This is a genomic window from Prevotella sp. P3-122, from assembly GCF_002251365.1.
Taxonomy (GTDB): Bacteria; Bacteroidota; Bacteroidia; order Bacteroidales; family Bacteroidaceae; genus Prevotella.
On the sequence record NZ_NPJH01000041.1, the window covers coordinates 41,123 to 56,863 of the forward strand.

The following is a 15,741-nucleotide window of genomic DNA, read 5'->3' on the forward strand; positions in this document are numbered from 1 at the left end:
ATGAAAACAAAAACGTTTACACAGAGATTGTTAGGCTGCATGCTTCTTGCAGCAAGTACATTAACCGTTCAGGCTGCCGAACGCCTTCTTATTGTAGGAGACGGAGTTTGGGGAGGCTGGTCCATTGACAACTCCATCGTGATGATGAACGATGCCGCACAGCCCGACGTATTCACGGCAACCGTAAGTCTTAAGGCCAACAGCGATTTCAAGTTCCTCACCGAGACAGAGTGGGGCAAGTTGGAATACCGTGCAGGCGATGCTGGTGTGACATTGTCAGACGGAGTCAGTGTCGCCCTGGTGTCGTCCGACGACAACAGCAACGATAACAAATTCCAGGTTGGCGAGACAGCCAACTACAGCATCGTGTGCGACCTTGCGGCAAAGACCGTCACCGTGACAAAGGCTGCATATCAGGACGACGAGATAAAGCACACCGCTCTCTGGCTCGTAGGCTCAGCCACAACAGGAGGATGGGAGCTTGGCAAGGCTACGATGATACTACCCTCCGACGACAACCCAATGGTGTTCCGTGGTACCGTCGACCTTCTTGAAGGCGAGATGAAAATTGCCGTAAACAAATATACCGGCTACGGTCAAACATTCTACCAGAGAGATGCTGCCGACGATACGAAAATGACGTTCGGAGGCGACGACAACAAGTGGAACATCTCAAAGGCAGGACAGTACGACGTTGAGGCTGATGTCAAGAACCTCACAATCTCCATCGTGGAGCACGTTGCGAATGGAATAACCAATATGGCGACCACAGCCAATGCCACAGCAGACTATTTCACCCTCTCCGGCGTAAGGTTGTCTGCTCCTGCAAAGGGTATATGCATAAAACGTCAGGGCAACAGGGTTGTGAAGACAATTAATAGAAAATAACCTAAGTTTTGCAAGTTGACAAGTTGCTGCTCTGATGGTTTTACCTTGACAATAACCGGAAAGAATAACAACTCGTCAACTTGTTAGAGAATAAAAAGTAGTTGTGATTTTCAGACATTGTATATCTTTCTTGCTGTTGATGGTATGCATGTTATTATTGCCGTTAACAGCAAGAGCAGACGGCATGGTGTCAGAGCAGACGCTGTCATTGAGCACCGACAAGGCATGCTATTCGCCCGGCTCTACGGTGACGTTCACTTCCGAAGGAACAGTTCCAGAAGGGAAGACGCTCTTCGTGCGTTATCGCCATGGCAACGACATAATACAGAAAGACGCCTTTACCTTCACCAATGGTAAGACATGGAAATGGCAACCGCCAACCAACGACTTCGTGGGCTATTTAGTCGATATCTATTACGTCGAAGATACCAAGGAGCACATACTCGGCACGATAGCCGTCGATGTGTCGTCCGACTGGACACGCTTCCCGCGTTACGGCTTCGTGGCTGAGTTCGACGACTGCAACAAGACTATCGACAAGTACGCCAACATCGAGGCAGAGATGAAATATCTCAACCGCCTGCATATTAACGGCGTGCAGTTTCAGGACTGGCACTGGAAACACCACAGACCGGTTAAGTTCGATGAAAACGGCAACTTTGTAGCCTGGTATCAGGATGTCAGCAACCGTTGGATAGGCACCGAGTATGTGAAGAAATACATCGAGGTGCAGCACCGCTACGGCATGAAGTCTATCTTCTATAACCTCTGCTTCGGTGCATGGAAAGACTACGAGACAGATCACGTCAGTGCGGAGTGGGGCTTGTACAAGAAAGACAGCAACGGCAACCTCTACCAGGACTATCACGGTCTGCCGTCTTCATGGCAGAGCAACATCTTCCTCATGAACCCCGGCAACCCCAACTGGCAGAACTATCTGATGGACCGCAACGGAGATGTTTATGCCAACTACGACTTCGACGGCTATCAGATCGATCAGCTTGGTGGACGTGGTGACGTGTTCGAGAAAAACGGCAATATGATAGACCTTCAGTACAACTACCGTCTGTTTCTCAAGGCGATGAAGGGTCACCGCAAAGACAAGCGGCTTGTCATGAACTGCGTAGGTGGCTACGGCACCCACGACATCTGCGATGCCAAACTCGACGACGGTACCCGGACTGTCGACTTCTGTTATAACGAGGTGTGGGACACCCAGCCTTCTTTTGAAAGCCTCTATGAAATAATAAAGTCCAACGACAAGGAGAGCGACCATAGCCTGCAGACGGTATATGCAGCCTACATCAACTACGACAAGGCTGACCATGCCTGGGACTTTGCCGACCAGAATGTCAACACTCCCGGCGCGCTGCTTACCGATGCCGTGATGTTCGCCATCGGTGGCTCTCACCTTGAGATGGGCGACCACATGCTGACAAGGGAGTATTTCCCCGCAAAGCCACTTGCTATGACCGACGAGCTGAAACAGCGGCTCGTACACTATTACGACTTCATGACCGGCTATCAGAACCTGCTTCGCGGCATAGGCTCAAAGGGCGTATTTCAGCCTTCGGTAAGCTCTACCACCCATGCTGTCAACGCATGGCCGCCACAAAGCTATCACATCACGGCATTTGCTAAGAACGTGGGTGTCAACCAGGTGGTACATCTGCTCAACTTCAGCAACACCGACGACCTCTCGTGGCGTGACCTCAACGGTACAAGACCAGCGCCAAAAAAGCAAACCAACATCAACTTCACCTTCGAGACTATAAGGCAGATACGCAAGGTGTGGACGGCTACACCCGACAACTGTGGAGGTGCACCCCTCGAACTGCCGTTCACACAGAACGGCAACAAGGTGACCGTTACAGTGCCGTCGCTCGAATACTGGACAATGGTGGTTTTCGAGGCGGCATCCGTGGAAGACAACATGTATGTCACAGGCGAGGACTTCAGCAACTACAGTGCGGAACGTATGTTTCTGATGACCAAGGGCGCCGACGGAAACACTTACAACGCCAAGCTGACTCTTAAGGCAGGCAAGAAGTTCAAGTTTGTCAACGGCAAGGATTTCTCTACCAACTCCAGCTACTATGCCGAATACAAGGACTTTCAGTTCAACGATGGCATAAGCACCGCTAATCTGCTTGTCAGCAAGAGCAATGTGCCATATATCGACTATCAGTTTACTGTAAACCAAGACGGCGACTACTACGTCACCCTCAACCTGAAAGACATGAGGATTACTGTGAATAAGGTGTCGGCAGTGGGTGACTACAGCAAGCTGAGCCAAAATAATAAGCCACCGATGGCGGCTTGAAGATAGAAAGAGGGAGACATCCGAATGGGTGTCTCCCTCTGTTGTGCGCCTGATAGGACTCGAACCTACACGTCGCAAAACACCAGATCCTAAGTCTGGCGCGTCTACCAATTTCGCCACAGGCGCAAAAGCGTGTGCAAAGGTACAAATAATTTTTTTAATACAAGACTTTTTGCCCAAGTTTTTTCTTCACCTCTTGTTCCTAATGAGCTGGCGCGCAAATTCAATGATGGTGTCACGGTCGCTGAGGCGGTCGCTCTCGGTGAGCTGTATGTTGCAGTCAGGGTCTATTCCGAACTCCGTGCTGTTGCCTTGCGCGTCATACATCGGGCATGCCGAGAACCTTACTATCCAGCCGTTAGGCAGCTCGCTTGAGAAAGGCAGTCCCGCGCCTCCTCCCGTCCTGTCGCCAACGGTGATGGTGTTGGGGCAGCACCTCATGTATTTCACAAATTCGTTGGCTGCGCTGTAAACTCCTCTGTTTGTCAGTACGACGACTGATTTCTGCCACCTTAGTCCCCGTCCGGGTTTCAGAGTCTGTACCTCCATGCTTGAGAAGTCGTTGTGCCCGCGTCCCGTCTTGTGCTGCATGTAGCCTACGGTTATCTCCTCGTTGGTGAAGCGTGCGGCCAGCTCCTCCGCGCTGGTGAGCAGTCCTCCGCCATTGTCGCGCACGTCGATGATTAGCCCCTGGCATGAGGAGAGGTATAGCATTATCTCGTCGAGGTTGCCTGCGCCGATGCCGTTGGCGAACGATGCCACGCGTATGTAGCCTGTATTGTCATCGAGGATGCGGTATTTCATGCCCGATGCCATGCGGTAGTGCGTGCCGAGGTAGTGTGTGATTAGTGAGTCTGAGTAGTTCGAGGGGTATGCCTCGTGCCATGTCCAGTATCGTGCCACGTCGAAGGGCGAGTATAGGTTTACGTGTCCGTCCCGGAGTTCGGCAAGCATGTTTCCGAGCACCTCAAACAGCTGGTCATCGGAGACGTTGCCTGCCAGTTGTCGTTGATATTTGTCATGTATGGCATTCCAGTCCACCTGCTTGTATTCGAAGAAGCAGTAGTGCTCGTCGATAATCTTCCACAGAGCCTCGAAGTTACCGTTGGGAGTGTCGTCGAACTCGTCCTCGTCAATACATGCGTTTAATGTCAGCAGGATGGATGCTGCCATGAGGAGGTTGTGCAGTAGTTGTCTCATTGTGGGTGTCTACTTCTGTGTAAAATTTCCGGCTTTTACTTTCACCGTTTTTATAGTTCTGATGAAGCCGATTAAGAATGCGTGTGTATACTTGTGCTGCTTAAGTGAGTTTGGTTTCGCCTGTCTTATGTCTCCCAGGTAGCCTATGCGCAGGGCATTGCTTCCCAAGCCAATGTCTATGGTAAGCATGTTCCTCATTGATGGTGCGTTGCCAAAGTATGTTGGTACGATGTTGTGGTCGTAATTTCCGCGGCTGAATATCTCGTAGTATGACTGCCCGTAGTTTGGACTGAACATCATTCCTGCCAATGGCATTGCCAGCTCGTAGGATATTGTCAGCGGGGTATTGCCCCATCTGAGGGTGTATGCAGCCGAAGCCGTAGGTGTGATGTTGATGTTTAGCCTTGCCTGTGCAGGATTGTTGCTGCCGTGGGTGTTGTATAGAAAACCAGCCGTTGCGTCGGCAGTAGCTCCAGCCGTTACCCTTAGCCTGCCTCCGTATAGTCGCCAGTTGTATAGCCATCCGTACTGGAAGTTGTACATACCCTCCATCTCGCCTCCGTTTCCCGAGCGGTTGTCGGCAAATGCCGCCATGCCCTGGTGTATGATGAGGCGTGAGATGTTGCTGCCGGGCTTGGTGCTCAGAGAGTGTGACATATACCTCACCTCCGTGCCTTTGTATTTCTCTTGCGACAGGTAGGTGTCGAGGATGTCGGTTGCTCCAACGGCCACCATTCTGGCTGTTGTCACCATTCGGCCAGCATCAGGCGTGTCCTCCTGTGCTGTTGCTGCCGTGGTGGCAGCCATGCATGCAATGGCTGTAAGCAGTCGTCTACAAGTCTTCATCGGTGAAAAGGTTCAGCTGTCCTGTTATCTCGTCAATTATTTGCTGCTGGGTTTTCCCTGCATCTGGGTCGAGATTTTCCTCTTCCTCTACTTGTGTCTCCGCCTCCTCATTGTCTCCTTCGTTCTTTGGCTCTGGCATTCTCAGTGGTTCCAACTCCTCTATGTTGCCTATGTGGAATGTCGTTATACGTTTGCCCTTGGCCTTGAAGCCCTTTACGGCGATGAAGCTCTCTGCGTCAATCTCCATTGGTGGACGTGGCTCGTCGGCACCGCCGAAGGTGACGAGAATTCGTGGATAGGCGGTATCGGTGAGCAGTACGGGCTTGTTGTTTGGGTTCTCTCCCAGGTAGTTTTGATGTTTTCTTATGGCCTCCATCTCGAAGCGCTTTATGTAGGGGTAGCCTTCGTTGTCGGCATCGTAGAGCACTGCCGTCCATACCTTATTCCTATCCCATTTCTCTATACGCAGGATGTTATTCTCGAAGTGGTTGTTTGCATCGAAGTTAGTGATGTAGAACTCACCGTTGTCCAGCACCACCAGTATGCTGTCGCCGTCCCAGAACTCACCGAGCAGGCGTCCGTGCTCCTCGTAGTTGATGCGGTTCACATCAGGGTCGAACCACACTCTGCGTCCGCCGAGTGTACTGTGTCCGTGGCTCTTCAGGCCTATGCGGTGAATGCTCTTCTTGCTCAGCAGGTTACCCCTTGAGGCGCGTCCCTTGATTATTACCTCAGAGAAGTCCTTCTCCATGAAGATGTTCTGCTTTTTCTTCGTTGGGTCCAAGTCGAGCGTTATCTTTATGGTTTCAGCCTCGCCGTTGGGATTGGCGGTAAAGTACATCACCCTTGAGCCTGGAGTACCCATGGTGAGGTCGTACTCCTTGTCTCGTGTTATGCTCGTAACATTGAAGCGCTTGATGAAATAGTACCCTTTCTTTCCGTCGCGGTATACGGCATTATAGATGGTGCGCTTGTCGTTTTTCTTGAACACCTGGACGTGCATGACATTCTTGCCTACGAAAATCTTATCGGCCACCTTGATGACCTTGTATTTGCCGTCGCGGTAGAAGAGTATGATATCGTCGATGTCGGAGCAGTTGCACACAAACTCGTCCTTCTTCAGTCCTGTGCCCACGAAGCCCTCCTGACGGTTGATGTATAGTTTCTCGTTGGCTTCCACCACCTTTGTTGCCTCGATGGTGTCGAAGGAGCGTATTTCCGTGAGTCGTGGATGCTCGTGCCCGTATTTCTCCTTTATGAATGTAAACCAGTTAATGGTTACGTCGGTCATGTGTGCCAGGTCATGGTCTATGCCCTTCACCTCGTCCTTTATTCTGGCAATCAGCTCATCGGCCTTGTCCTTGTTGAATTTCAGTATGCGCTGCATCTTTATCTCCATGAGCCTGAGGATGTCGTCGCGTGTAACTTCTCTTACAAAGCTGGGTTTGAAGGGCGTGAGCTTCTCGTCCACAAAGGCTATGGCCTCGTTCATGTCCTTGGCCTGCTCAAATCTTCTTTCCTTATATATGCGTTCCTCAATGAATATTTTCTCAAGCGAAGCGAAGAACAGTTGCTCCATAAGCTCTCCGCGCCTTATCTGCAACTCCTTGCGTAGCAGTCCCATTGTGTTGTCGGTCGAGTGGCGAAGTACATCGCTGATGGTAAGGAACTGCGGCTTGTTGTCCTCGATGACGCAGCAGTTGGGCGATATGTTCACCTCGCAGTCGGAGAAGGCATACAGGGCATCAAGTGTCTTGTCTGACGATACTCCCGGTGCCAGGTGTACCTGTATCTCCACCTCTGCCGATGTCATGTCATCAACCTTTTTTACCTTTATTTTCCCTTTTTCCACAGCTTTCAGTATCGACTCCTTCAGAGTGTCGGCCGTCTTGCCAAACGGAATCTCCCTGATGACGAGCGTCTTGTTGTCGAGTTTCTCTATCTTTGCCCTGACCTTGAGTACTCCCCCGCGCTGTCCGTCGTTGTAGCGGCTTACGTCAATGGCACCGCCAGTGGGGAAGTCGGGATAGAGCTTGAACGGCTCGCCACGCAGGTAGCTGATGGCAGCATCGCACAGCTCGCAGAAGTTGTGTGGCAGCACTTTTGAGCTAAGACCGACGGCTATACCCTCAGCACCCTGAGCCAGCAATAGCGGGAACTTCACTGGCAGAGCCACTGGCTCCTTGTTCCTGCCATCGTAAGACATCTGCCATTCGGTGGTCTTTGGATTGAACACCGTGTCGAGGGCGAACTTCGACAGTCTTGCCTCTATATATCTTGGTGCAGCCGCGCGGTCGCCGGTTAGTATGTTTCCCCAGTTTCCCTGAGTGTCGATGAGAAGGTTCTTCTGTCCCATCTGTACCAAGGCGTCACCGATGGACGCATCGCCATGAGGATGGAACTGCATGGTGTGTCCAACGATGTTTGCAACCTTGTTGTACCTGCCGTCATCCATTCTCTTCATCGAGTGCAGTATGCGTCGCTGTACAGGTTTCAGGCCATCCTCGATATTCGGGACGGCTCGCTCAAGAATTACGTATGATGCGTAGTCAAGGAACCAGTTCTGGTACATGCCGCTCAGGTGGTGAACGGCTGCTGCGTCGAATCTGTTCACCGGCTTGTAGTCGGAATGCTTTTCCTCCATTCCTGTTTCGATGTCGTTGCCGTTAAAGTTTTCGTTGTCGTTCATTTATTTTGTGGGTTAGGTAGGGTCCGCTGGGGTGGTTTATAGGTTTTGTAGGTATTCAAACCTTAAAACCTCATAGCCAAAAAACTCCAACGTTATCGGCAAAAGTACGAAAAAAAATCCATACAGCAAACAGATTATAAAGTTTTCACATCTGTAAGTGTCGCTATTCGGAGAAAAAAACGTATCTTTGCACGCAAAAATCGTAAACTATAATAAATTATGGCACAAGAAGATGTATTCAAGAAGATTGTGAGCCACTGCAAGGAGTATGGCTTCGTCTTCCCAAGTAGTGAGATTTATGATGGCCTGGCAGCCGTCTATGACTATGGTCAGAACGGTGTTGAGCTGAAAAACAATATCAAGCAGTATTGGTGGAAGAGCATGGTTCTGCTGCATGAGAACATTGTCGGTATTGACTCCGCCATCTTCATGCACCCAACGATATGGAAGGCCAGCGGACACGTCGATGCCTTCAATGACCCACTCATCGACAACCGTGACTCCAAGAAGCGCTACCGCGCTGATGTGCTCATAGAGGAGCAGATAGCAAAGTACGACGACAAGATACAGAAAGAGGTTGCCAAGGCACGCAAGCGCTTTGGAGACTCGTTCGATGAAGAGAAATACCTTGAGACAAGCGAGCGTGTGAAGGAGACCAAGGCAAAGCGTGACGCTTTGCACGAGCGTTTCGCACAGGCCATGCAGGGACCGGATCTTGAGGCCCTTAGGCAGATTATCATCGATGAGGAAATCGTAGACCCTATCAGCGGCACTAAGAACTGGACTGATGTGCGCCAGTTCAACCTTATGTTCTCTACAGAGATGGGAGCCAGCGCCGATGCAGCCATGAAGGTATACTTGCGCCCGGAAACCGCACAGGGTATCTTCGTCAACTACCTCAATGTGCAGAAGACTGGCCGTATGAAGATACCTTTCGGTATAGCACAGATTGGCAAGGCGTTCCGCAATGAGATTGTTGCACGTCAGTTCGTATTCCGCATGCGTGAGTTTGAGCAGATGGAGATGCAGTTCTTCGTAAAGCCAGGAACAGAGCTCGACTGGTTCCCCAAATGGAAGCAGATGCGAATGGCATGGCATCAGGCTCTCGGCTTCGGAGCAGAGAACTACCGCTTCCACGATCATGAGAAACTTGCCCACTATGCCAATGCCGCTACCGACATAGAGTTCAGGATGCCGTTTGGTTTCAAGGAGGTAGAGGGTATACACAGCCGTACCAACTTTGACCTCTCGCAGCATGAGAAATATTCTGGAAAGAGCATCAAGTACTTCGACCCGGCAACCAACGAGAGCTACGTTCCATATGTCATTGAGACATCCATCGGTGTAGACCGTATGTTCCTTTCCGTTATGTGCCACTCTTATCAGGAGGAGAAACTCGAGAACGGCGAGACACGCGTTGTACTGAAGCTGCCTGCAGCCCTTGCTCCGGTAAAGCTCGCCGTTATGCCGCTCGTCAAGAAGGATGGACTGCCAGAGAAGGCACGTGAGATAATCAACGATTTGAAGTTCCACTTCAATTGCCAGTACGACGAGAAGGACTCCATAGGCAAGCGCTACCGCCGTCAGGATGCCATCGGAACACCATATTGTGTGACTGTTGACCACGAGACACCAAACGACAACTGCGTGACACTGCGCTTCCGTGACACCATGGAGCAGGAGCGTGTGCCTATAAGCCAGCTTGCAGCCATCATCGAGGACAAGGTTAGCATTACCAGCCTTCTCAAGAAGCTGCAATAATGTCATACGGCAAATGCACAGAATCAAGACTTACATTATTCTGTTTTCAATGAAAAAATACACCTTATTATATATGCTCTCCCTTATGGTATCTCTCTTCGGCCTGCCCTCGTGCAGCGAAGAGGACGATACCGTTGAGGAATATCCCGACTGGCAGGCCGTCAACGAGGCTCGCTGGGAGACCATCTTCGCAGAGGCACAGATGCGGATAGCAGCTGGCGACACTTCGTGGAAGATTCTCCGCAAATGGTCGTTGGAGGATAGCTTGCAGACATCCAACACCAATTTCGTTGTGGCACATGTCGAGAATACAGGTACTGGTGCCACCTCGCCTCTATACACAGACTCTGTGCGTGTGTATTACGAGGGCAGGCTGTTGCCGTCAGTGTCATACACTGATGGCTATGTCTTCGACTCTCACATGCCGCCCACTTCCGCTCCAGTGCAGTTCTATCTTGGTGGCGGCCTTGTAGATGGTTTTACCACGGCCCTCATGAATATGCATGAAGGTGACAGGTGGACGGTGTACATGCCTTATCAGCTTGGCTACGGCACCTCGGCAAGCTCGTCAATCCCTGCATATTCATTACTTACCTTCGATATCACCCTCGTCTCCTTCTTCCGTCCAGGGACAGGAGCGCCGGAGATAAAATAGGTAGGGTGTATAGTTTGATGTACAAAAATTGAATATCCTAATTCTGAAGTTCATGTAGGTAATTGTCGCGCTGTAAGCGCAGAAGTACATAGCCCAGGGTGCCGCTGCGCTCTACCCTGGGCTGTGTGCTTTTGCGCTTACAGCGCATAATGCCTACGGTATTCGTGTAATCACACCTCGCCTCGTTCCAAAAGCACGGAGTATCTTGCCATTTTGAGTGTTTTTGGCTTTAAAAGCCGCAAAAACATCAAAAATATCGCCCTGATTTTTTTTGTATGTGTTTTTTTGCTAAATTTACAGAATCAAAATACATATAAAAATTCAATCAAACAATCTCAAAATTTTAAATATATGAAGACACTAAAACTATTGACCTGCACGATGCTGCTGTTGGTAGCTATGGCGGCAGGTGCAGAGACCATTTCTGACGTTACTATCGGGAATCTTGTGTATAGCCTTGACACAGACACCAAGGTCGCTACTGTCACGGGATATGACAGTAGTAATAAACCCACGGATGTTGTCATACCCAATACCATTGAGTACGGGGGGAAAAATTATTCTGTGACGACTATTGGACAGTGGGCTTTTTCTTCTTGCATCTCCCTTGCATCCATCGACATACCTAACTCTGTGACGACTATTGGAGAGAGCGCTTTTGCTTCTTGCGAATCCCTTGCATCCATCGACATACCTAACTCTGTGATGACTATTGGAGAGAGGGTTTTTTCTCATTGCTCTTCCCTTGCATCCGTCAACATACCTAACTCTGTGACGACTATTGGAGAGAGCGCTTTTTCTTCTTGCGAATCCCTTGCATCCATCGACATACCTAACTCTGTGACGACTATTGGAGAGGGGGCTTTTTGTAATTGCTCTTCCCTTGCATCCATCGACATACCTAACTCTGTGACGACTATTGGAGAGGGGGCTTTTGCTTATTGCACCTCCCTTGCATCCATCGACATACCTAACTCTGTGACGACTATTGGAGAGCGGGCTTTTTCTGATTGCTATTCCCTTGCATCCATCGACATACCTAACTCTGTGACGACTATTGGAAAATATGCTCTTGCTTATTGCTCCTCCCTTGCATCCGTCAACATACCTAACTCTGTGACGACTATTGGAGAATATGCTTTTTATAATTGCACTTCCCTTGCATCCATCGACATACCTAACTCTGTGACGACTATTGGAAAGGCGGCTTTTTATAATTGCACCTCCCTTGCATCCATCGACATACCTAACTCTGTGACGACTATTGGAGAGCAGGCTTTTGCAAGTTGCACCTCCCTTGCATCCATCGACATACCTAACTCTGTGACGACTATTGGAGAGTTGGCTTTTGATTATTGCACTTCCCTTGCATCCATCAGGGTTGCATCAGACAATCCTAATTATATTGGCATTGACGGTGTTTTGTTCAATAAGGACAAGACAATGATAGTTGTATATCCAGAAGGTAAAGACGGCTCCGAATACACCATACCTAACTCTGTGACGACTATTGGAGAGTGGGCTTTTGTTAGATGCTCCTCCCTTGCATCCATCGACATACCTAACTCTGTGACGACTATTGGAAAATATGCTTTTGCTTATTGCACTTCCCTTGCATCCATCGACATACCTAACTCTGTGACGACTATTGGAGAGTGTACTTTTTATAGATGCACCTCCCTTGCATCCGTCAACATACCTAACTCTGTGACGACTATTGGAAAGATGGCTTTTTCTCATTGCTCTTCCCTTGCATCCATCGACATACCTAACTCTGTGACGACTATTGGATATGAGGCTTTTTCTTCTTGCGAATCCCTTGCATCCATCGACATACCTAACTCTGTGACGACTATTGGAAAATTTGCTTTTGCTTATTGCTTTTCACTTGCGTCCGTCAACATTGGAGAGTCTGTCACTACTATCGGAGTTGGAGCTTTTATCTACTGTTATTATATCACCTCCGTGACATGTCTTGCCAAGGAATGTCCTGTGTGTGATAAAGGCCTGTGGAATAACATATTCTCAGTCTTCGATACTGCCACATTATACGTGCCCAAGCAGTCTATAGACGCATACAAGACCACCGATCCATGGAGCGACTTTGTGAATGTCGTTGCCCTTGAGGACACCGGCATTGAGGGCAAGCCGACGGATAATGCGCCAAGAGTGGATGCCGTGTATGACATTGACGGCAGGCGCACGGACTCAATGAAGCGTGGACTGAATATTGTGCGCATGAGCGACGGCACAACGCGAAAGGTAATGAAGTAATAGCGTGAGGCCGCACAGGCGTAAGGACCGAGAAAGAACACGCCTGCACACGCCACCGCCACACAAAGGAGGTTGCATCAGGGGCTACATGCCCACGGTGCAACCTCCTTTGCCTTAGATGAAAGCCACGCAGATATTGACTTTTATTGCTGTCCCGTAAAACTTTTGCATAGAAAATAAATTAGTAGGGTGTACAGTTTGATGTGCAAAAATTGAATATCCTAATTCTGAAGTTCATGTCGGTAATTGTCGCGCTGTAAGCGCAGAAGCGTTATCTTTCCTGCCATTATCTACGCTTTTGCCCTTAGCAGGGCGACCGTTAACTACATGAAATAACCCAGGGTGTCGCTACGCTCTACCCTGGGCTATGCGCTTTTGCGCTTACAGCGCGACCATTAACGACATGGATATAACCCAGGGTGCCGCTACGCTCTACCCTGGGCTGTGTGCTTTTGCGCTTACAGCGCATAATGCCTACGGTATTCGTGTAATCACACCTCGCCTCGCTCCAAAAGCACGGAGTATCTTGCCATTTTGAGTGTTTTTGGCTTTAAAAGCCGCAAAAACATCAAAAAAATCGCCCTGAATTATTTTTGTATGTGTTTTTTTTGCTAAATTTACAGAATCAAAATACATATAAAAATTCAATCAAACAATCTCAAAATTTTAAATATATGAAGACACTTAAACTATTGACCGCCACGATGCTGCTGTTGGTAGCTATGGCGGCAGGTGCAGAGACCATTTCTGACGTTACTATCGGGAATCTTGTGTATATCCTTGACACAGACACCAAGGTCGCTACTGTCACGGGATATGACCGTAGTAATAAACCCACGGATGTTGTCATACCCAATACCATTGAGTACGGGGGGAATTATTCTGTGACGACTATTGGAGAGCGGGCTTTTTATTCTTGCAAATCCCTTGCATCCATCGACATACCTAACTCTGTGACGACTATTGGAGAGAGGGCTTTTTATTCTTGCACCTCCCTTGCATCCATCGACATACCTAACTCTGTGACGACTATTGGAGAGTGGGCTTTTTCTAATTGCACTTCCCTTGCATCCATCGACATACCTAACTCTGTGACGACTATTGGAGAGTTGGCTTTTGGTTATTGCACTTCCCTTGCATCCATCAGTGTTGCATCAGACAATCCTAATTATATTGGCATTGACGGTGTTTTGTTCAACAAGGACAAGACAATGATAGTTGTATATCCAGCAGGTAAAGACGGCTCCGAATACACCATACCTAACTCTGTGACGACTATTGGAGAATATGCTTTTTATAATTGCACCTCCCTTGCATCCATCGACATACCTAACTCTGTGACGACTATTGGAGAGGGGGCTTTTTTTGAATGCTCTTCCCTTGCATCCATCGACATACCTAACTCTGTGACGACTATTGGAGAGGGGGCTTTTTTAGGATGCAAATCCCTTGCATCCATCGACATACCTAACTCTGTGACGACTATTGGAGAGCAGGCTTTTTCTGATTGCTCTTCCCTTGCATCCGTCACCATACCTAACTCTGTGACGACTATTGGAGAATATGCTTTTGAAAATTGCACTTCCCTTGCATCCATCGACATACCTAACTCTGTGACGACTATTGGAGAGGGGGCTTTTTTTGAATGCTCTTCCCTTGCATCCGTCACCATACCTAACTCTGTGACGACTATTGGAGAATATGCTTTTTATAATTGCACTTCCCTTGCATCCATCGACATACCTAACTCTGTGACGACTATTGGAGAGTGGGCTTTTTCTAATTGCACCTCCCTTGCATCCATCAGTGTTGCATCAGACAATCCTAATTATATTGGCATTGACGGTGTTTTGTTCAATAAGGACAAGACAATGATAGTTGTATATCCAGAAGGTAAAGACGGCTCCGAATACACCATACCTAACTCTGTGACGACTATTGGAGAGTGGGCTTTTTCTTCTTGCTCTTCACTTACATCCATCGACATACCTAACTCTGTGACGACTATTGGAGAATATGCTTTTGCTTATTGCTCCTCCCTTGCATCCATCGACATACCTAACTCTGTGACGACTATTGGAGAGTGTACTTTTTATAGATGCACCTCCCTTGCATCCGTCAACATACCTAACTCTGTGACGACTATTGGAAAGATGGCTTTTTCTCATTGCTCTTCCCTTGCATCCATCGACATACCTAACTCTGTGACGACTATTGGATATGAGGCTTTTTCTTCTTGCGAATCCCTTGCATCCATCGACATACCTAACTCTGTGACGACTATTGGAAAATATGCTTTTGCTAATTGCTTTTCACTTGCATCCGTCAACATTGGAGAGTCTGTCACTACTATCGGAGATGGAGCTTTTGCCGGCTGTTATGATATCACCTCCGTGACATGTCTTGCCAAGGAATGTCCTGTGTATGATAAAGACTCGAGGTTTAACATGTTCTATGTCTACAAAACTGCCACATTATACGTGCCCAAGCAGTCTATAGACGCATACAAGACCACCGCTCCATGGAGCAACTTTGTGAATGTCGTTGCCCTTGAGGACACGGGCATTGAGGGCAAGCCGACGGATAATGCGCCAAGAGTGGATGCCGTGTATGACATTGACGGCAGGCGCACGGACTCAATGAAGCGTGGACTGAATATTGTGCGCATGAGCGACGGCACAACGCGAAAGGTAATGAAGTAATAGCGTGAGGCCGCACAGGCGTAAGGACCGAGAAAGAACACGCCTGCACACGCCACCGCCACACAAAGGAGGTTGCATCAGGGGCTACATGCCCACGGTGCAACCTCCTTTGCCTTAGATGAAAGCCTCGCAGATATTGACTTTTATTGCTGTCCGGTAAAACTTTTGCACGGAAAATAAATTAGTAGGGTGTACAGTTTGATGTGCAAAAATTGAATATCCTAATTCAGAAGTTCATGTCGGCAATTGTCGCGCTGTAAGCGCAGAAGCGTTATCTTTCCTGCCATTATCTACGCTTTTGCCCTTAGCAGGGCGACCGTCAACTACATGTAATAACCCAGGGTGTCGCTACGCTCTACCCTGGGCTATGCGCTTTTGCGCTTACAGCGCGCATGGGACAATA

General features: G+C 48.9%; 9 protein-coding genes and 1 tRNA gene. 6 read left to right on the forward strand and 4 right to left on the reverse strand.

Features of this window, described 5'->3' with window-relative positions:
* Together CIL02_RS07735 and CIL02_RS07740 are read left to right on the forward strand one after the other, a co-directional pair.
* Nucleotides 1-888 carry a SusF/SusE family outer membrane protein gene (locus tag CIL02_RS07735; RefSeq protein WP_094400583.1) on the forward strand — a complete coding sequence of 296 codons (888 nt, stop codon included), beginning with the start codon at nucleotides 1-3 and terminating at the stop codon, nucleotides 886-888.
* Between the two features lie 184 nt (nucleotides 889-1,072).
* A complete protein-coding gene (locus tag CIL02_RS07740) occupies nucleotides 1,073-3,211 on the forward strand; it encodes a glycoside hydrolase family 66 protein (RefSeq protein ID WP_170935043.1) in 2,139 nt (712 codons plus the stop codon).
* Between the two features lie 44 nt (nucleotides 3,212-3,255).
* Here CIL02_RS07740 and CIL02_RS07745 read toward each other — a convergent pair.
* The 4 genes from CIL02_RS07745 to CIL02_RS07760 all read right to left on the reverse strand — a co-directional run bounded on the left by CIL02_RS07745 (nucleotide 3,256) and on the right by CIL02_RS07760 (nucleotide 7,946).
* Nucleotides 3,256-3,337, reverse strand: a tRNA-Leu gene (locus tag CIL02_RS07745).
* Between the two features lie 63 nt (nucleotides 3,338-3,400).
* A complete protein-coding gene (locus CIL02_RS07750) occupies nucleotides 3,401-4,411 on the reverse strand; it encodes a S41 family peptidase (protein WP_094400587.1) in 1,011 nt (336 codons plus the stop codon).
* Nucleotides 4,412-4,420: 9 nt separating this feature from the next.
* Entirely contained in the window at nucleotides 4,421-5,257 is an 837-nt protein-coding gene (locus tag CIL02_RS07755; protein ID WP_094400589.1) for a DUF3316 domain-containing protein, read from the reverse strand.
* On the reverse strand, nucleotides 5,244-7,946 hold the full coding sequence (locus tag CIL02_RS07760; protein WP_094400591.1) for a DNA gyrase/topoisomerase IV subunit A: 2,703 nt from the start codon (nucleotides 7,944-7,946) through the stop codon (nucleotides 5,244-5,246). The genes CIL02_RS07755 and CIL02_RS07760 overlap by 14 nt, the downstream gene beginning before the upstream one ends.
* Before the next feature lie 219 nt (nucleotides 7,947-8,165).
* Between CIL02_RS07760 and CIL02_RS07765 the strand changes: the two genes are divergently transcribed.
* The 4 genes from CIL02_RS07765 (at nucleotide 8,166) to CIL02_RS16680 (ending at nucleotide 15,338) form a co-directional block, all read left to right on the forward strand.
* Entirely contained in the window at nucleotides 8,166-9,707 is a 1,542-nt protein-coding gene (locus CIL02_RS07765; protein WP_094400593.1) for a glycine--tRNA ligase, read from the forward strand.
* Nucleotides 9,708-9,756: 49 nt separating this feature from the next.
* Complete coding sequence (locus tag CIL02_RS07770; RefSeq protein WP_094400595.1) at nucleotides 9,757-10,362, forward strand: FKBP-type peptidyl-prolyl cis-trans isomerase; 606 nt, start codon at nucleotides 9,757-9,759, stop codon at nucleotides 10,360-10,362.
* 351 nt (nucleotides 10,363-10,713) lie between these two features.
* The gene (locus CIL02_RS07775; RefSeq protein WP_094400597.1) at nucleotides 10,714-12,636 is read left to right on the forward strand and encodes a leucine-rich repeat domain-containing protein; all 1,923 of its coding nucleotides are present in this window, start codon (nucleotides 10,714-10,716) and stop codon (nucleotides 12,634-12,636) included.
* Nucleotides 12,637-13,310: 674 nt separating this feature from the next.
* Nucleotides 13,311-15,338 (forward strand): leucine-rich repeat domain-containing protein, encoded by a 2,028-nt coding sequence (locus CIL02_RS16680; RefSeq protein WP_240513580.1) that lies wholly within the window; start codon nucleotides 13,311-13,313, stop codon nucleotides 15,336-15,338.
* The last annotated feature ends 403 nt before the right edge of the window (nucleotides 15,339-15,741 follow it).